Source organism: Amycolatopsis sp. NPDC050768 (assembly GCF_040654155.1).
GTDB lineage: Bacteria > Actinomycetota > Actinomycetes > Mycobacteriales > Pseudonocardiaceae > Amycolatopsis.
In genome coordinates this window covers 125,825-143,090 of the sequence record NZ_JBFAHL010000025.1, presented here as the reverse complement: position 1 = coordinate 143,090, position 17,266 = coordinate 125,825, and the positions used below count along the sequence as shown (strand labels likewise).

The following is a 17,266-nucleotide window of genomic DNA, read 5'->3' as shown; positions in this document are numbered from 1 at the left end:
GGTGCCCGGAACTGCCTGGTACCGCTGTGAGATCGATCGCTGCCACCCAGTAGCGGCTCGGCCCGCATTGTGCGCACACCGTCGAGTTTCGTAGGCTTGACCATTGGGAACGATGGTTGAGCCTAGGGAAGGACTGGCGCGCGGTGCTGTACTGGCTCATGAAGTTCGTCTTCATCGGACCGCTGCTCAAGTTGCTGTGGCCGACGAAAGTCGTCGGCGCCGAGAACATCCCGGAGGACGGCGGCGCGATCCTCGCCGGCAACCACCTGGCGGTCGCCGACTCGTTCTTCATGCCGATCCGCGTGAAGCGCAAGGTCACGTTCCCGGCGAAGTCGGAGTACTTCACCGAGCCGGGCCTCAAGGGCCTGCTCAAAAAGTGGTTCTTCACCGGCGTCGGCCAGTTCCCCATCGACCGCTCCAGCGGCAACGCGGCGCAGGCCGCGCTCGACACCGCCATCCGGCTCGTGAAGCAGGGCCACCTGCTCGGCATCTACCCCGAGGGCACGCGCTCGCCCGACGGCCGCCTCTACAAGGGCAAGACCGGCGTCGCCCGCATCGCCCTGGAGTCGAAGGGCGTGGTCGTGCCCGTCGCCATGATCGGCACGGAAAAGGTCAACCCGATCGGCTCCAAGATGTGGTGGCCGCGCCGCCTCGAAATCCGCTTCGGCGCCCCGCTCGACTTCTCCCGCTACGACGGCCTCGCCGGCGACCGCTTCATCGAGCGCTCGATCACCGACGAGATCATGTACGCCCTGATGGAGCTCTCGGGCCAGGAGTACGTGGACATCTACGCGGCGAAGGCCAAGGAGCTGCTCGCCGCCGAGGCCGCCGGCGCCAAGCCGAAGGTTCCCGCACAGCCTTCGGGCCGCGACGCCGCCCGGGTGCCCGACAGCAAAGTCGGCTAGCCCACTAGGGTTCACCGGTGCGTTTCTTCTACGACACCGAGTTCATCGAGGACGGCGTGACGATCGACCTGGTTTCGATCGGTGTCGTCGATGAGCGCGGCCGCGAGTTCTACGCCGTGTCGACCGACTTCGACCCCGCCAAGGCCGGTCCGTGGGTGCGCGACAACGTGCTGCCCAAGCTGCCCTCGCCCGCGGACCGGGCGTGGCGCAGCCGCGAGAAGATCCGCGCCGACCTGCTCGAGTTCTTCGGCAAGCCCCCGGGCGGCATCGAGCTGTGGGCCTGGTTCGCCGCCTACGACCACGTCGCCCTCGCCCAGCTGTGGGGCCCGATGCCCGCCCTGCCGCGCCAGCTGCCCCGCTTCACGCGAGACCTGCGCCAACGCTGGGAAGACGCGGGCAAACCCAAGCTGCCGTTGGCGCCCACGGATCAGCACGATGCGCTTGCCGACGCGAAACACAACCTGCAACGCTGGGAAGTGATCGAACCGGCGTTCCGGCGCCGCTGAGTTTTTCGCGACTGGGGGGTCGGAAATGCGCCGGATGCTTGCGGGTTTTGTGGTCTTGGTTCTCGTACTCGGCCTGGCCACCGCCGCGACGGTCCCTCGCCCCGATCCGGTGCGCGACTACCTGCTCACCGCGCTCGCGCTGCTTCGTGCTCACTCGATCGACCGGGACTCCGTCGACTGGCCTGCTGCCGAAGCCGATGCTCTGCGCCGGACGACCGGGGTGACGGCACCAGCTGGCACATACTCGGCGATCCGTAACGTGATCGCCGAGCTGGGCAACCCGCACACGATCCTGCTCGGCCCGACGCAGGCCCGCCCGCCCGCCGCGCAGACCATCGAGGTGCCGAGCAGCTCGACCACCGGCGACCTGGCAGTGCTGACTGTTCCCCGGTTCGTTTTGGACCCGGTCGCCGAGCACCGGTACATCGCCGCAGGGGAAGCCGCAGTCCGCTCTGCCGACGCGAGCCGTCCGTGCGGCTGGATCGTGGACCTCCGCCGCAATGACGGTGGGGACATGTTCCCCATGCTCACGGTCCTCGCACCGCTGCTGGACGAAGGCAAGCTGTTCTCGTTCGAATGGCCTGGTGGCTCGCAGAGCGTGACCTTGCGGGCCGGCGAGGTCCTGGCCGGCGGCACACCCGTTGCGGCTGAAGCCAACCCGATGCGGCTGGCCCGCCAGCGGCCGCCGGTCGCCGTCCTCACCTCTGCCCAGACCGCCAGCTCAGGCGAGGCGACCCTCATCGCGTTCCGAGGGCTCGCTCGCGCCCGAACCTTCGGCCAGCCCACCGCGGGCTTCGCGACCGGCAACGAGGTCTTCCACCTGAGCGACGGCGCCGAACTGTTGATCACGACCGCGCGTGATGTCGACCGGACCGGCCGCGTCTACGGCAACACCCCGATCCAGCCCGACCACCCGCTGCCCGCGACCGCGACCACCGACGAGGTGATCGCGGCCGCGTCAGCGTGGCTCCACACCCAGCCCGGCTGCTAGCGCCGCGCCCGCACCGCACCCGCCAGTGTGTCCAGCAGATCCGCCGTCGTGTCCCAATCCAGGCACGCGTCGGTGATCGACTGCCCGTACGTGAGCTCCGAAGCTTGCCCCAGCACCAGCTTCTGGGCGCCCGCCGTCAGGAAGCTCTCCATCATCAGCCCGACGATCCCGCGCTCACCCGCAGCAATCCGCGAGGCCAGCTCCAGCACGACCTCGCGGGAGCGGACGTGGTCCTTGTTGCTGTTGCCGTGGCTCGCGTCGATGATCACGCGCTCCGGCAGGCCGGACTTGGCGAGCCGGCCGAGCGTCTCGGTCACCGAGGCGGCGTCGTAGTTCGGGCCCTGCGAGCTGCCGCGCAGGATCACGTGGCAGTCGGGGTTGCCGGAGGTGGTCAGCAGCGCCGCGAGGCCGTCGACGTTGATGCCCGGGAACACGTGCGACGCGGCGGCCGCGCGCGTGGCGTCCACCGCCACCTGGATGTCGCCCTCCACCGAGTTCTTGATGCCCACCGGCATCGACAGCGCGCTGCACATCTGGCGGTGCACCTGGCTCGCGGCCGTGCGCGCGCCGATCGAGCCCCACGTGACGATGTCGGCGATGAACTGCGGCGTGATCGGGTCCAGGAACTCACAGCCCACCGGCAGGCCGAGCGCCGACACGTCGAGCAGCAGCTTGCGGGCCAGGCGCAGGCCCTTGTTCACGGCGAAGGTGCCGTCGAGGTCGGGGTCGTTGATCAGGCCCTTCCAGCCCAGCGTGGTGCGCGGCTTCTCGAAGTACACGCGCATCACGATGTGCAGGTCGCCGCGCAGCTCGTCGGCCTTGGCGGCCAGCTTGTGGGCGTACTCGATCGCGGCTTCGGGGTCGTGGACCGAGCACGGGCCCACGACCACGGCGAGGCGGTCGTCGCGGCCGTCGAGGATGTCGACGGTCTCGGTGCGCCCGGCGTGCACGACCTTCGCCACGGCGGCGTCCACGGGATGGTCTTCGCGCAGTAAGGCGGGGGAGATCAGCGGGCTGATCGACGTGGTGCGCTGGTTGTCGAGGGTGCTCGCGTCGGCGGGCCCGGCGGTCAGCTGCGGGGTGGTCACGGCGGGTGGTTCCTTCCTGGTGGACACCGACCCGCGGGAACTCGCCGAGCCGGTTTCGAATCCGGCTCGGGGGTGGGAAGTCAGCGCAGGTTCACGCGGCCGCACCCACCCGGGGCCGGCTTCGTAAACCAGAAATAGCGCTGCACGCCGATCAAGCTAGCACACGCGGCCACCATGTGGGCACGAGGACCGATTGGCCAGGTGGTACGCCCTGCACCGATCCAGACGATTGCCGCTACTCTGGCGTCGAAATGTGACTGCGATCTCCAACGTGACGAAGACGGAGGAAAGAGATGCGTGTCGGTGTGCTGACGGGTGGCGGTGACTGCCCGGGCCTGAACGCGGTGATCCGCGCGGTGGTCCGCAAGGGCATCGAGGTGCACGGCTGGGAGTTCACCGGCTTCCGCAACGGGTGGCAGGGGCCGCTCACGGGCGAGAGCAAGCCGCTCGGCCTGCGCGACGTCGAGGACATCCTCACGCGCGGCGGCACGATCCTGCGCTCGTCGCGGACCAACCCGTACAAGGTCGAGGGCGGCGTCGAGAAGATCAAGGCCGTGCTCGCCGAGCAGGAGATCGACGCGCTGATCGCGATCGGCGGCGAGGACACCCTCGGCGTCGCGAAGCGCCTGACCGACGACGGCATCGGCGTCGTCGGCGTGCCCAAGACGATCGACAACGACCTGGGCGCCACCGACTACACGTTCGGCTTCGACACCGCCGTCTCCATCGCGACCGAGGCGATCGACCGGCTGCACACCACGGCCGAGTCGCACCACCGCGCGCTGGTCGTGGAGGTCATGGGCCGCCACGCCGGCTGGATCGCCCTGCACTCCGGCCTGGCCGGCGGCGCGAGCGTGATCCTGGTGCCGGAGCGCCACTTCTCCGTCGACCAGGTCGTGGAGTGGGTCGAGCGCCGCTTCGAGAACGAATACGCGCCGATCATCGTCGTCGCCGAGGGCGCGCTGCCCGAGGGCGGCGAGGAGAAGCTGGTCGCGGGCGAGAAGGACGCCTTCGGGCACGTCCGCCTCGGCGGCATCGGCACCTGGCTGGCCGACGAGATCGCGCACCGAACCGGCAAGGAGTCGCGCGCGGTCGTGCTCGGCCACGTGCAGCGCGGCGGCACCCCGACCGCCTACGACCGCGTGCTCGCCACCCGCTTCGGCCTGCACGCCGTGGACGCGGTGGCCGACGGCGACTTCGGTGTAATGGTGGCGCTGAAGGGCACCGACATCGTGCGCGTGAAGCTGTCGGAGGCGACCGCCGAGCTGAAGACGGTGCCGCTGGAGCGTTACGAAGAGGCCGAAGTCTTCTTCGGCTGAGTTTCTTCCGCGCCGGGTGGGGCCGGCCCCACCCGGCGCGCGGGGAACCGGTTCCACTGTGGACAGTGTGGCGGACCGGCGGCTAACGGGCGCACGTGCGGCGTCTAGGAGGCGGGCGCCTGCCACGGCGGCATCGTCCAGTCCCAGTGCGGCACCGGTTCGTCCGTGGCCGGTTCGGCTCCGGGCGCCGAGAACAGCACGGCCAACCGGCTGCCCCATTCCAGGTACCCGGCGAACGCGGCGCGGAACTCCGGGTCGGCGGGCAGGCCGGTCTCGTCGGCGGCGTCGAGCAGCAGCGACACCCACCGGCGGCGCTGCTCCTCGGTGATCCCGCGGCCGAGGTGCCGGCCGATCATGTGCGGGTGCCCGCCGTGGTGGGCGGTGTAGTCCGCCGGGCCGCCGAGCACCTCGCCGAGCCAGACCGCGACGTGCTCGGCGTGGTGGGCGTCCATGCCGCGGAACACGGGTTCCAGCAGCGGGTCTTCGGGCACGTGGCGGTAGAAGACCTCGGTCAGGCGCCGGAGCGCGGGGCCGCCGCCGGCCCAGTCGTACAGCGTCGGCGGCCGGGCGCCGCCCTCGCCGGTGACGGCTGTCGGCTCGTAGTGGCGCATCTCGTCGAGGTCGCCGACGTAGTCGCGGATCGCCGCGAAGAACGGCGGGAAATGCGGGCCGCGGCGGAAGCCCTCGAGGTGTGCCTCGGCCGAGGTCCAACGGATCGCGAGCACATAGCGCGTAGGGTCTTCGACGCAGCGGCTGAGGTCGTAGCCGGCGCACTCGGGTGCCTTCGCGAGCGCGCCGGCCGCCTCGGCGTACGCGGCCTCGAACGCCGCCGCGCGGTCGGCCGGGATGGTGTAGCGCAGGTATTCCACAATCATCAGGCCAGCAGAGCGCACCTGGCTCGGCCGGGCAACCACTTACTTTCCGGTGCGTAGCGAGGAGGCCGTGATGGCGGGCAGGCGGTACTGGTGCCCGGTGGAGCTCACCGTCGACGTCATCGGCGGCCGGTGGAAGCCGGTGATCCTCGCGCACCTCAAGGAGGGCGTGCACCGCTACGGCGAGCTGCGCCGCCTGATGCCGGGCATCAGCGAAAAGATGCTCACCCAGCAGCTGCGCGAGCTGACCACCGACGGCCTCGTCCACCGCCAAGCCCTCGACGGCCGCGTCCCCCACGTCGAATACCGCCTCACCCCGGACGGCGAAGCCCTCGGCCCGGCGCTGACCGCCCTGTACGCCTGGGGCGAACGCCGCGCGGCGGCCACGGGGATCACGTTCGAGACACCTGCCTGACGCCTCCGGCCCGGTGCGCCGCACGGCCGCGCCGAGCCTCGGCACAAGCGGCGAGCGCCGCGCGGCCCCGAGCGCCTTGGGCCATCCGGGACCGCTCCGGCGCACCGTGACCAGGCCGACCTCGCCCCGCGGGTGATCGACCTCAAGCGACCGAATTGTCCGGTTGATTCCCTGGACTGGACCATTGACCAAATGGTCTAGTCCACTTACGGTGTGAGAGTCCCCACTGTCCCCGTTCGGTCACCTGGTGTGACTCCCCGAAGGGAGCCGGCATGCCCCGTCCGCGCAGGAAGAGCTTCTTGGCGCTCGTCAGCCTGGCCAGCGCCGCACTCGCCGCAGCGGCTGTGGCCGCGCCCGTGTCCACGGCGGCCACGACGGCCACAGAGTCGGCCGCCGCCCCGCAGGCCTCTGTCGGGAAGGTGGTCGGCTACTTCACCGACTGGGGTGTGTACGACCGCAACTACCACGTGAAGAACATCGAGACCTCCGGCTCCGCCGCGAAGCTCACCCACATCAACTACGCGTTCGGCAACGTCACCAACGGCGGCTGCGCCATCGGCGACGCCTACGCGGACTACCAGAAGACCTACGACGCGGCGGGCAGCGTCGACGGCGTCGCCGACACCTGGGACCAGCCGCTGGCGGGCAGCTTCAACCAGCTGAAGAAGCTGAAGGCCAAGCACCCCGGCCTCAAGGTGATCTGGTCGTTCGGCGGCTGGAGCTGGTCGGGCGGCTTCGGCCAGGCCGCGCAGAACCCCGCCGCGTTCGCGAACTCCTGCTACAACCTCGTGAACGACCCGCGCTGGGCCGGCCTGTTCGACGGCATCGACCTCGACTGGGAGTACCCCAACGCCTGTGGCCTGAGCTGCGACACCAGCGGCGCGGCGGCGTTCAAGAACCTGATGGCGGCCGTGCGCGCCAAGTTCGGCTCGTCGAAGCTCGTCACGGCGGCGATCACCGCCGACGGGACCAACGGCGGCAAGATCGACGCCGCCGACTACGCGGGCGCCGCGCAGTACGTGAACTGGTACAACGTGATGACCTACGACTACTTCGGCGCGTTCGCGGCGCAGGGCCCGACGGCTCCGCACTCGCCGCTGACCTCGTACGCCGGCATCCCCACCGCCGGCTTCTACTCCGACGCGGCCATCCAGAAGCTCAAGAGCAAGGGCGTGCCCGCGTCGAAGCTGTTGCTGGGCATCGGGTTCTACGGCCGCGGCTGGACCGGCGTCACGCAGAGCGCGCCCGGCGGTTCCGCCACGGGTCCGGCGCCCGGCAAGTACGAGCAGGGCATCGAGGACTACAAGATCCTGAAGTCGAGCTGCCCGTCGACCGGCACCGTCGCCGGCACGGCGTACGCGAAGTGCGGTTCGAACTGGTGGAGCTACGACACCCCGAGCACCATCGGCGGCAAGATCGGCTACGCCAAGCAGCAGGGCCTCGGCGGCGCCATGGTGTGGGAGCTGTCCGGCGACACGTCCAACGGCGAGCTGATGACGGCCGTCGCGAAGTGACCGCTTCCGGTGCGGCCGGCGGCGCAGGGGCGCGCCGGCCGCACCGGGTCCCCAGGCACACCGACCCCGCCGGAGCCGCTCCGGCGGGGTCTCCCGCGTTCGGCGAAGAAGCGTCCGGCGGAGAAACTGTCGGTGGCGCGGATTATCGTGCTCGGCGTGAAGTTCACGGGATTCGGTGAGTACGCCGTCGATTTCTACGACGGGCTCGAGGCCGACAACTCCAAGTCCTACTGGGACGAACACGTCGCGACCTACAAGTCCGACGTACGCGAGCCGATGGAGGCGCTGCTCAAGGAGCTGGAGCCGGAGTTCGGCGAGGGCTTCGGCGAGGGCAAGGTGTTCCGGCCTTACCGCGACGTGCGCTTCGCGAAGGACAAGACCCCGTACAAGACGCACTGCGGCGGCGTCATCGAGGCGGGCCGCGGCGGCGGCGCCTACTACGTCGAGCTGAGCCCTGGGGGCCTGCGCGTGGGCGGCGGCTGCTTCCACTTCGCGTCCGACCAGATCGCGCGCTTCCGCACGGCCGTCGACACCGAGCTGCACGGCCCCGTGCTGGAACAGATCCTGGCCAAGCTGAAGCGCGCCGGCTTCGACATCCACGGTGACCGCCTCAAGTCCCGTCCCCGCGGCTTCGCCGAGGACCACCCGCGCCTCGACCTGCTGCGCTACCGATCCGTCTACGCCGCCCGCTCGTGGGAACCCGCCGACTTCCTTCACGAGCGCGAGGCCTTCGACCGCGTCCGCAAGTCCTGGCGCCAGCTGCGCGCCTTCAACGAGTGGGCACGCGACCACGTCGGGCCGAGCGAACAGCCGCGCCGCTAGGGCCGTCAGCGGGGGAGCGGGTAGCGCCAGACCCTGCTCCCCGAATCCGTGGTCGTGGCCAGGAGCAGGTCGGGGCCGTCCGCGATCAACGCCAGCGACTGGGCCGCCTCGGGCAGCGGCAGTTCCGCGAAGTCCTCGCACCGCTGCCCGACGCGCCAGAGCCGCGGCCGGCCGTCGACCTTCACCGCCACGTCGAGCCGGCCGGACGAGTCGAGCGTCAGGCCGGTCACCTCCAGCAGCTGCGACGCGGGGATCACCGGGCCGCCGGCGGACGCCGTCCACGAAGGACTCGAAGGACTCGACTGCCAGCAGGCCAGGCGCTGTTCACTGGTCGCGCCGACGGCCGCGCAGTCCGAGGCCGAGCACGTCACGCGCCACACCGTGGCCGAGCCGGCCGGGGACGGCAGCGAAACCCGCGTCCACGCCGAACCGTCGGCCGACGTCCACGCCACCGGCCGTACAGAGAGTCCCGACCGCGCGTCGCCGACCGCCACATAACCCGGCCCGCCGCCCGCCGCGGCCAGCACGCGGGTCTGGTCGTCGGCGGTGCTGAGCAGTGCCGGGTCCTCGCGCAACGCCCACGAAGCGCCGTCCGCTGAGGTCCAGACCGCCGCGCCGACGCCGCCGGCCCGGTGGTCCCACTGACCCGTCAGCACGTACCCCGCCGGACCGGCCGCGGCCCCGGAGGTGGTCACCGCCCGCTCGCCACCGAGAAGCTCCACAGGCTGTTCGTGCTCGGTCAGCCCGCCGGCCACCGATCCCGTCCAGATCGTCGGGCGCGGGTTGGCGTGCGCGCCGCCGTACGCGGAGCCCAGCGCGAGCAGCCGGGAACCCGACGCGGCCGGCAGTGTCAGCTCCGCCTGCCGCCCGTAGCCCGTCGCCGGGTGGACCGGCACCGGCGTCCACGGCGCCCCGGACGGACCGCCGAACCACGCCGCGGGGGCCCGTCCGGCGGGTCCCGGCACCGAGCCGGTCATGACGATTCCCGATGAAGCCGGGACGAATCCCAGTACGCGCGTACCGGAAACGGGCAGGTCAACGAGCCGCCACGGTGGCTGCGGCGGCGAGGAACACGCCCCGACCAGGGCGAACGCCGCGATCGCGAGCGCGAGCCGTCGAACCGCCGTCATACTTACGGAGGTTAGTCATCTGAATGGTTTCTGAACACTTCCTCCGAACTTTCGGTATCGGTACAGACGTGAAGGGGATGAGCGACTACTGTCATCGAACGTGAGCCGACGCGCGAAGATCGTTTGTACGCTGGGTCCCGCGACCTCCACTCCGGAGAAGATGCGGGCACTCGTCGACGCCGGAATGGACGTCGCGAGGATGAACTTCAGTCACGGAAGCCACAGCGACCACAAGCAGGTCTACGACCTGGTCCGGGCCGCTGCGGCCGAGAGTGGCCGGGCGGTGGGCATTCTCGGCGACCTCCAGGGTCCGAAGATCCGCTTGGGCACCTTCGCCAGCGGCTCGGCCGAGTGGCACACGGGCGACGTCGTCCGCATCACCGTCGAGGACGTGGTGGGCACGCACGACCGTGTCTCGACCACCTACAAGGGCCTCGCGAAGGACGCCAAGCCGGGCGACCGCCTCCTGGTGGACGACGGCAAGGTCGGCCTCGTGGTCACGGGCGTCGAGGGCCAGGACGTGGTCTGCGAGGTCACCGAAGGCGGCCCCGTCAGCAATAACAAGGGCGTCTCGCTCCCGGGCATGGACGTCTCCGTCCCGGCGCTGAGCGAAAAGGACATCGAGGACCTCGAGTTCGCGCTGCACCTGGGCGTCGACTTCATCGCGCTGTCCTTCGTGCGTTCGCCGGCCGACATCGACCTGGTGCACCAGGTCATGGACCGCGTCGGCAAGGGCCGGCTGCCGGTCGTCGCGAAGATCGAGAAGCCCGAGGCCGTCTACAACCTCGAGGCGATCGTGCTGGCCTTCGACGCGGTGATGGTCGCCCGCGGCGACCTCGGCGTCGAGTTGCCGCTGGAGCAGGTGCCGCTGGTCCAGAAGCGCGCCATCCAGATCTGCCGCGAGAACGCGAAGCCGGTCATCGTCGCGACGCAGATGCTCGAGTCGATGATCAACAACTCCCGGCCGACTCGCGCCGAGGCCTCCGACGTGGCCAACGCGGTGCTCGACGGCACCGACGCCGTGATGCTCTCGGGCGAGACCAGCGTCGGGCGCTACCCGATCGAGACGGTGCAGACGATGGGCCGCATCGTCGAGGCGGTCGAGACCGACTCGCCGGTCGTCCCGCCGCTCACGCACGTCCCGCGCACCAAGCGCGGCGTGATCTCCTACGCCGCCCGCGACATCGGCGAGCGGCTCAACGCCAAGGCGCTCGTCGCGTTCACCCAGTCCGGTGACACCGTGCGCCGCCTGGCCCGCTTGCACACGCGGCTGCCGCTGATGGCGTTCACGCCGGAGGACTGCGTGCGCAGCCAGCTGTCGATGACGTGGGGCACGGTGACCACGATCGTGCCGCGGGTCGACTCCACCGACCAGATGATCCAGCAGGTCGACCTCGCGATGCTGCAGATGGGCAAGTACCAGCGCGGCGACCTCGTGGTGATCGTGGCCGGCTCCCCGCCCGGGACCGTCGGCTCCACGAACCTGATCCACGTGCACCGCCTCGGTGAAGACGACCACGCATAAGGGACGAGGTTCATGCCGACCGAATAGGGTTCGGGCATGACCGATATCGCCAGGACCGCCGCCGCCGGGCTCGACGAGGCCGCCGGCGGCGGGCAGGCGGTGCTCGACCGGCTCGTCGATCTCCTCGACCTGGAGAAGGTGGAGGAGGACTTCTACCGCGGGGTTTCGCCCGCGCACTCCCCGGTCCGCGTGTTCGGCGGCCAGGTCGCCGGGCAGGCCCTGGTGGCGGCCGGGCGTACCGTGCCCGAGGACCGGCGCGTGCACTCGCTGCACGCCTACTTCATCCGCGGCGGCGACCCGAGCGTGCCGATCCTCTACGAGGTGGACCGCATCCGCGACGGCCGCTCGTTCACCACGCGCCGCGTCACGGCCATCCAGCACGGCAAGGCGATCTTCGCGCTGTCCGCCTCGTTCCAGAAGGACGAGCAGGGCCTCGAGCACGGCGAGCCGATGCCCGACGTGCCCGACCCCGAGACGCTGCCGACGTTCCAGGAGCGCACGGCCGGCTTCGGCCTGCGCTTCACCGAGCGCCCGCGTCCCATCGACGTGCGCTACGTCGGCGAACCGCCGTGGATCACGCGCGCCACCGGCGAGCGACCGGCGAGCAACCGCGTGTGGATGCGTGCCGACGGCACGCTGCCCGCCGACCAGCTGCTGCACGTCTGCGTGCTCACCTACGCCTCCGACATGACCTTGCTCGACTCGATCCTCGCGCGCCACGGCGTGTACTGGGACGTCGACAAGGTCCTCGGCGCGAGCCTGGACCACGCGCTGTGGTTCCACCGGCCCTTCCGTGCCGACGAGTGGTTCCTCTACGACAGCACCTCGCCGAGCGCGTCGGGCGCGCGCGGGCTGGCCACGGGCCGCTTCTTCGCGCAGGACGGCACGCACATCGCCACGGTCGTCCAGGAAGGACTGCTGCGCGTCCTGTGAGGACGGTCGCGGCCCGGTTCTACTGAGAGTGTGTCGCTGAGTGGGGTGTGCGGAATCAACCACACTTCCGGGTGGCGGTAAATGCGAAATGCGTAGCCGGGTAATCGCCGGAGTGTGCCTCGGATGGTCTGCCGACAACTGACAACCGAAGGTGAAGGTGCCCGGGACCGGTCGGGGGCGGCCCCGGGCACCTGCCGCCGGAAACGCCCGCACACTCGGTGTCAGTTTCCGGCTGGTCGTCGTCTACGCTGCTCAGGAACCCGAACCGATCATGACGGCCGGCTCGACCGGCACGGCGTGACCGGTTCCGGCTCACACGGGTGTCAGAGTACAAGCGCAATCTGCAAATTGCAGGCCGGAGCCCCGCCGCGAAGGCGGGAATTCCGAAGTGTTAATACCCCACTGACTAGTCGGACGGCTGGTTAGATATGCGGTGCGGGCAGCGTTGGTCAGCGTTGGTCTACGGTGCGCGCACCGCGTAACACGATCCGGAGGTGCTGTCGTGGCGAGAGGCCAAGGACCCACCGTTCGCCGCCGGAGGCTCGCGAGCGAGCTGAGGCGGCTCCGGGAAGCCGCCGACTTCACCATCGACGAGGTGGGCGAGAAGCTCGAGTGCTCCGCCTCGAAGGTGAGCCGCATCGAGACCGGGCACGTCGGCGTCACCCCGCGCGACGCCCGGGACATGCTGGCGCTCTACGGGATCACCGGTGACGAGCAGGAGGCGCTCGTCCAGCTGGCCCGCGAAGCGCGCAAGCGCGGCTGGTGGCACGCGTACAACGAGGTGTTCACCGGCACTTTCGTGGGCCTGGAGGCCGACGCGACCTCGCTGCGCGCGTTCCAGGCGCTGCTCGTGCCGGGCTTGCTGCAGACCGAGCGCTACGCCCATGCCGTGATAAGAGCGCTGCGGCCCGACGCCGAGGACGCCGCGATCCGGCGTCGCGTGGCCGCGCGCATGGCGCGCCAGGAGCTGCTGAGCGACACGCCGCCGCCGGAGTACTGGGCGGTGGTCGACGAGGCCGTGCTGCACCGCGTGGTCGACAGCCCCGAGGTGATGGCCGAGCAGCTCTACCGCATGGCCGCGGTCGCCGAGAAGCCCAACGTGACCGTCCAGGTGGTCCCCTTCGGAGCCGGTGCACACCCCGGCATGGAAGGCCCGTTCCTCATCATGGGGTTCCCCGAGCAGGCCGACCCCGATGTCGTCTACGTCGACGACAGCACGTCCAGCGGCCTGTACCTCGAACAACCCGAAGACGTCCGGCGCTACGCGCTGATGTTCGACCACCTGCGCGCTGCCGCACTGAAACCGGACGACTCGGTCGACTTGATCACCGAGGCGGCCGGCCGGTTCGCCGAACGGTCAACCGCGCCGGCTGCAGTGCACCACCTGGAACCGAGGACACAGTGAGGAAGTGGGGAACATGATGCCGGACGCGGATCTTTCCCGGGCCACCTGGCGCAAGAGCAGCCACAGCGGCGGCGGCAACGACTGCGTCGAGATCGCGTTCGTCGGCGGCGACGCCGCGGTACGCGACTCGAAGGACCCCGAAGGGGGTGCTTTCCGCCTCCCCGCTTCGGGTTGGCGGGGGCTCCTGGCGGCGGTGCGCGCCGGCGGCCAGGCCCGCGACTGACGTTCCACCCGGCGACCCCTTACCCCGCCGACCTGCTCTTCGCCGGTCGGTGCCTCGGGTAAGGGGTCGTTTGGCGTCCAGGACGGGGTGATCGCCCGATGCCGGCGGCCCCGCCTCAGGACGACTGTGAGTGTCACGGAAGAAGGCACTCGCAGAGGATGGGGAAGAAGCGATGAGTTACCAGCTCCTGGACGCGATGAGCGCCGAGGTGGCCTACCGCGAGGAGCAGCTGCGGAAGGCCGGGCGCGACGCGCGGATGACCAAGCAGAGCCGCGTCGTGCGGTGGCTGCGGGCCCACCGGGTGACCAGCGTGACCGTGCCGGCGCAGGAACGCCGCACGGCCGCGCAGGTGGCCTCCCGCGCCGATCACCTGGCGCGGTGAACAACCGGTTCGCCGAGGGTGTCACGCCCTCGGCGAAAAGCATGGCGGAACTGTCGGTGGGGTAGGACAGAATGCTCCTCGTGCCCCGCTTAGGCTCCGGAATCCCGCTGGTCGCCCGCACTCACGAGATGCGGCGGCTTCGCGCCGCCTTCGCTCGCGCGGAGCGGCGCGAGGCCGGCGCCGTGCTGATCGCGGGCGACGCGGGCGTCGGCAAGACCCGGCTGCTCACCGCGCTCGGTGAGCACGTCGCGGCGAACGGTGCGCTGGTGCTCACCGGCCGCTGCATCGACGTGCGCGACGGCGGTCTGCCGTACCTGCCGTTCGCGGAGGCGCTGGCGCCGCTGGGCTCGTCGGGGGATCCGGTGGTCGCCGCCGCGGTGCGGTCGCGGCCGGCGCTCGCGCGGCTGCTGCCGCAGAGCGGGGAGCCTCAGCCGATGGGACCGGGGGAACACGGCCAGGTGTCGGCCAGCGAGCGCGAGGTCATGCGCCGGCCGCGACCGGAACAGGACCTGGGTCAGCTCCAGCTGTTCGACGCGGTACTGGGGGTGCTGACCGAGGTCGCCGAGTCGCGGCCGGTGGTGATCCTGCTCGAGGACCTGCACTGGGCCGACTCTTCGACGCGCAACCTGCTGTCCTTCCTGGCCAGCAGGTTGCGCGCGCAGCGGCTGCTGGTCGTGGGCAGCTACCGCGAAGAAGACGTGCACCGGCGCCACCCGCTGCGAGGGCTGCTGTCGGAGCTGGTGCGCCTGGCCACGGTGGAGCAGGTCGCGCTGGCGCCGTTCGGGCCCGCCGACGCGCGGGCGTTCGTGGAGGCGCTGGCCGACGAGCCGCTGCCGGCCGACGTGGTGGCCGACATCGTCGCGCGGTCGGAAGGCAACCCGTTCTTCGTGGAAGAGCTGCTGGCCACGGATGCCGACTGCCGGGACCTGCCCGCAGGGCTCGCCGAGGTGCTGCTCGCCCGGCTCGAACGGTTCCCCGCGGAGACGCGGCGCGTGCTGCGGGTGATCTCCGTGGCCAACGAACCGGTGTCGCACGCCGCGCTGGCGGAGATCGCGGCCATCGGCGAGCTGGAGCTCGACGAGGCGCTGCGCGAGGCCGTGCAGCACCACGTGCTCGTGATCGAGGACGGCTCGTATGTGTTCCGCCACGCATTGCTGCAGGAAGCGGTGTACGCGGATCTGCTGCCGGGGGAGCGCAACCGCACGCACGCGGCGTACGCGGCCCGCATCCGCGCGATCCCGCAGGGGCGCGGGCACGACGCCAAGCTGGCGTTCCACAGTCTCGAAAGCCGCGACTTCGTCACGGCGTTGCCCGCGCTGCTGAGCGCGATGGCGGAGGCGGAGAAGCTGGGCGCGCCGGGGGCGGCCCTGCGGCACGCCGAACAGGCACTGTCCATCTGGGACGCGGTGGCCGTCGCGGACCGGCCCGAGGGGGTCGACGAGCTGAAGCTGCTTCACGAGGCTTCGTACTTCGCGGGCACGTCGGGGGAACCGGAGCGGGCGGCGGCCTACGCACGCTCGGCCACGGAGCTGCTCGGGCCCGACACCCCGACGCTGCGGTCGGCCAAGGTGTGGCGCCGGCTGGCCGAAGCGTTGCTGGCGCTGGAAGGCACGCTCGACGAGGCGACGCTGGCCGTCGACCGGGCGTGGGAGCTGGTGAAGGACAGCGAACCGAGCGCCACGCGGGCGTGGGTGCTCGCCACGCGAGCGGGGTTCCTGCGGCTGCTCGACCAGCCGGGCGAGGCGCTGGACAACGCGCTCACGTCGGTGTCCGACGCGCGAGCCGTCGGCGCGGTCGGAGCCGAGGCGTCGGGGCTCATCACGCTGGGCACGCTGGCCGACTCGGCGGGCGACGCGGCGCTCGCGCGGGAACGGCTGCGCCAGGGCATCCGCAAGGCGCGCGACTCCGAGGCCCTCAACGTCGAGCTGCGCGGCCTGTACTTCCTTGCCTTGAGCTACGACGACCAGGCCGAGATGGCCGAAGCCCTCACCCACGTGGCCAATGGGGTGGAGCGCGCGGAGGAGTCGGGGCTCACGTGGAGCTCGTTCGGGCTCGAGCTGCGCGCGCGGCAGCTCTACCTGCGCTACCTCAGCGGCGACTGGCCCGCGGAGGACGCGGCCGGGCGCGCGGCGCGCGGGGTGTCGAGCGCGGTCGCTGCCCGGATCCTCGCCAACTGGGTGCTGTTCCTCGTCGCGCGCGGCCGGTTCGACGACGCCGCGCGCCTCCTGCCCGGGCTGCGCCAGCAGTGGGCGGCCGACATCCAGATCGCCCTCTCGGCGGGCGACGCGGCCATCGAGCTCGCGACCTGGCGCGGCGATCACACCGAAGCCGTGCGCGTCACCGAGGAACTGTTGGCGTGGCTGGAGAAGATCGAGCCCTGGCTGCTCGGCGGCATCCGGATCGTCGCGCTGGGCATGACCTCGGTCGCCGCCCTCGCCGCCGACGCCCGCCTGCACGGCGACCAGCGCACCGCCGAGAACCTGGTGTCCGTCGGCCGCCGCCTGCTGGAACACGGCCGGCGCACCGCCGTCGAGGGCAGCCCGCGCTCCGGCACCCTCGGGCCCGAAGGCCACGCCTGGCTCGCCCGCCTGGAAGCCGCCGCCTCCGGCCTCGAAGGCCCCGCCGACCCGGTGCTGTGGTCCGCCGCCGCCACCGCCTTCGACTACGGCGCGGTCTACGAGCAAGCCATGTGCCGCCACTTCGAGGCCCAGGCCCTGCTCGCCCACGGCCGGCCCGCCGAAGAGGCCCTGACCTCCGCTCACACCGTCGCGTCCGCCCTCGGCGCGCTGCCCCTGCGCGACGCCGTGCGCGACCTGGCCCACCGCGCCCGCACCGACCTGCCCGGCGTCACCCCGGCCGCCGCGCCCACCCGCCCCAACCCCCTCACCGACCGCGAACGCGACGTCCTCGAACGCGTTGCCCTCGGCCGCACCAACCGCCAGGTCGGGGAGGAGCTCTACATCAGCGAGAAGACGGTCTCCGTCCACCTCTCCCGCGTCATGGCCAAACTGGGGGCCAGCCGCCGCGCCGAAGCCGTCGCCATCGCCTACGACCGCGGCCTGCTCACGACCCCGGCCACGAAAGACTGAGCCGCGGCGCCCGGACGGTTTTGCCGGTTCGCGGTGGTTGTCTGCTGCGAGCTTCGGTCGCCGACTCCTCGCCGGGACCCGCCGCGTGCCGAACCCGTCCGGCAGTGGTTGACTGGTGATCAAATAGCATGCTAACCACGTCGGGAG

16 protein-coding genes are annotated in these 17,266 nt (G+C 71.1%); 13 read left to right on the top strand and 3 right to left on the bottom strand.

Going from position 1 to position 17,266, the window contains the following annotated elements; translation table 11 throughout:
* Positions 1–143 precede the first annotated feature (143 nt).
* The 3 genes from AB0H62_RS45750 to AB0H62_RS45740 are packed head-to-tail and all read left to right on the top strand — an operon-like array spanning position 144 to position 2,402.
* Complete coding sequence (locus AB0H62_RS45750; RefSeq protein WP_360592417.1) at positions 144–905, top strand: lysophospholipid acyltransferase family protein; 762 nt, start codon at positions 144–146, stop codon at positions 903–905.
* Between the two features lie 17 nt (positions 906–922).
* Positions 923–1,411 carry a polyadenylate-specific 3'-exoribonuclease AS gene (locus tag AB0H62_RS45745; RefSeq protein ID WP_220238173.1) on the top strand — a complete coding sequence of 163 codons (489 nt, stop codon included), beginning with the start codon at positions 923–925 and terminating at the stop codon, positions 1,409–1,411.
* A 25-nt stretch (positions 1,412–1,436) separates the two neighbouring features.
* Complete coding sequence (locus tag AB0H62_RS45740) at positions 1,437–2,402, top strand: S41 family peptidase (protein ID WP_360592407.1); 966 nt, start codon at positions 1,437–1,439, stop codon at positions 2,400–2,402.
* Here the strand turns inward: AB0H62_RS45740 and AB0H62_RS45735 are convergent.
* A complete protein-coding gene (locus AB0H62_RS45735) occupies positions 2,399–3,490 on the bottom strand; it encodes a 3-deoxy-7-phosphoheptulonate synthase (RefSeq protein ID WP_360592406.1) in 1,092 nt (363 codons plus the stop codon). The genes AB0H62_RS45740 and AB0H62_RS45735 overlap by 4 nt on opposite strands.
* 293 nt (positions 3,491–3,783) lie before the next feature.
* Here AB0H62_RS45735 and AB0H62_RS45730 point away from each other — a divergent pair, with 293 nt between their 5' ends.
* Positions 3,784–4,809, top strand: a complete 1,026-nt coding sequence (locus AB0H62_RS45730) for a 6-phosphofructokinase (protein ID WP_220238176.1) — start codon at positions 3,784–3,786, stop codon at positions 4,807–4,809.
* A gap of 104 nt (positions 4,810–4,913) precedes the next feature.
* Here AB0H62_RS45730 and AB0H62_RS45725 read toward each other — a convergent pair whose 3' ends face one another.
* Complete coding sequence (locus AB0H62_RS45725; protein WP_360592405.1) at positions 4,914–5,684, bottom strand: antibiotic biosynthesis monooxygenase; 771 nt, start codon at positions 5,682–5,684, stop codon at positions 4,914–4,916.
* Positions 5,685–5,754: 70 nt separating this feature from the next.
* Between AB0H62_RS45725 and AB0H62_RS45720 the strand changes: the two genes are divergently transcribed.
* From AB0H62_RS45720 to AB0H62_RS45710, 3 genes are all read left to right on the top strand, one after another.
* A complete protein-coding gene (locus AB0H62_RS45720) occupies positions 5,755–6,096 on the top strand; it encodes a helix-turn-helix domain-containing protein (RefSeq protein WP_220238178.1) in 342 nt (113 codons plus the stop codon).
* Positions 6,097–6,368: 272 nt separating this feature from the next.
* Positions 6,369–7,610, top strand: coding sequence for a glycoside hydrolase family 18 protein (locus tag AB0H62_RS45715; RefSeq protein ID WP_360592404.1), 1,242 nt, complete (start codon positions 6,369–6,371; stop codon positions 7,608–7,610).
* Positions 7,611–7,766: 156 nt separating this feature from the next.
* Positions 7,767–8,432 carry a DUF2461 domain-containing protein gene (locus AB0H62_RS45710; RefSeq protein ID WP_220238180.1) on the top strand — a complete coding sequence of 222 codons (666 nt, stop codon included), beginning with the start codon at positions 7,767–7,769 and terminating at the stop codon, positions 8,430–8,432.
* A gap of 5 nt (positions 8,433–8,437) precedes the next feature.
* Here AB0H62_RS45710 and AB0H62_RS45705 read toward each other — a convergent pair whose 3' ends face one another.
* On the bottom strand, positions 8,438–9,562 hold the full coding sequence (locus AB0H62_RS45705) for a hypothetical protein (protein WP_360592403.1): 1,125 nt from the start codon (positions 9,560–9,562) through the stop codon (positions 8,438–8,440).
* Between the two features lie 100 nt (positions 9,563–9,662).
* On the opposite strand from AB0H62_RS45705, the gene pyk reads away from it, so the two are divergent.
* The 6 genes from pyk to AB0H62_RS45675 all read left to right on the top strand — a co-directional run bounded on the left by pyk (position 9,663) and on the right by AB0H62_RS45675 (position 17,119).
* Positions 9,663–11,087 carry a pyruvate kinase gene (pyk, locus tag AB0H62_RS45700; RefSeq protein WP_220238182.1) on the top strand — a complete coding sequence of 475 codons (1,425 nt, stop codon included), beginning with the start codon at positions 9,663–9,665 and terminating at the stop codon, positions 11,085–11,087.
* 36 nt (positions 11,088–11,123) lie between these two features.
* Complete coding sequence (locus tag AB0H62_RS45695; RefSeq protein WP_220238183.1) at positions 11,124–12,020, top strand: acyl-CoA thioesterase II; 897 nt, start codon at positions 11,124–11,126, stop codon at positions 12,018–12,020.
* Positions 12,021–12,522: 502 nt separating this feature from the next.
* Positions 12,523–13,425, top strand: a complete 903-nt coding sequence (locus AB0H62_RS45690; protein ID WP_220238184.1) for a helix-turn-helix transcriptional regulator — start codon at positions 12,523–12,525, stop codon at positions 13,423–13,425.
* 13 nt (positions 13,426–13,438) lie between these two features.
* Positions 13,439–13,648 (top strand): DUF397 domain-containing protein, encoded by a 210-nt coding sequence (locus tag AB0H62_RS45685; RefSeq protein ID WP_220247492.1) that lies wholly within the window; start codon positions 13,439–13,441, stop codon positions 13,646–13,648.
* A gap of 172 nt (positions 13,649–13,820) precedes the next feature.
* Positions 13,821–14,030 (top strand): hypothetical protein, encoded by a 210-nt coding sequence (locus AB0H62_RS45680; protein WP_220238185.1) that lies wholly within the window; start codon positions 13,821–13,823, stop codon positions 14,028–14,030.
* Between the two features lie 71 nt (positions 14,031–14,101).
* A complete protein-coding gene (locus tag AB0H62_RS45675; protein ID WP_360592402.1) occupies positions 14,102–17,119 on the top strand; it encodes an AAA family ATPase in 3,018 nt (1,005 codons plus the stop codon).
* Positions 17,120–17,266 lie beyond the last annotated feature (147 nt).

What these genes read in the sequence shown, in the direction of transcription:
- AB0H62_RS45705 (WP_360592403.1), bottom strand. Translation starts at nt 9,562, where the DNA reads ATGACGGCGGTTCGACGGCTCGCGCTCGCGATCGCGGCGTTCGCCCTG.
- AB0H62_RS45715 (WP_360592404.1), top strand. Translation starts at nt 6,369, where the DNA reads ATGCCCCGTCCGCGCAGGAAGAGCTTCTTGGCGCTCGTCAGCCTGGCC.
- AB0H62_RS45730 (WP_220238176.1), top strand. Translation starts at nt 3,784, where the DNA reads ATGCGTGTCGGTGTGCTGACGGGTGGCGGTGACTGCCCGGGCCTGAAC.
- AB0H62_RS45740 (WP_360592407.1), top strand. Translation starts at nt 1,437, where the DNA reads ATGCGCCGGATGCTTGCGGGTTTTGTGGTCTTGGTTCTCGTACTCGGC.
- AB0H62_RS45695 (WP_220238183.1), top strand. Translation starts at nt 11,124, where the DNA reads ATGACCGATATCGCCAGGACCGCCGCCGCCGGGCTCGACGAGGCCGCC.
- AB0H62_RS45720 (WP_220238178.1), top strand. Translation starts at nt 5,755, where the DNA reads ATGGCGGGCAGGCGGTACTGGTGCCCGGTGGAGCTCACCGTCGACGTC.
- AB0H62_RS45685 (WP_220247492.1), top strand. Translation starts at nt 13,439, where the DNA reads ATGATGCCGGACGCGGATCTTTCCCGGGCCACCTGGCGCAAGAGCAGC.
- AB0H62_RS45675 (WP_360592402.1), top strand. Translation starts at nt 14,102, where the DNA reads ATGCTCCTCGTGCCCCGCTTAGGCTCCGGAATCCCGCTGGTCGCCCGC.
- AB0H62_RS45725 (WP_360592405.1), bottom strand. Translation starts at nt 5,684, where the DNA reads ATGATTGTGGAATACCTGCGCTACACCATCCCGGCCGACCGCGCGGCG.
- AB0H62_RS45680 (WP_220238185.1), top strand. Translation starts at nt 13,821, where the DNA reads ATGAGTTACCAGCTCCTGGACGCGATGAGCGCCGAGGTGGCCTACCGC.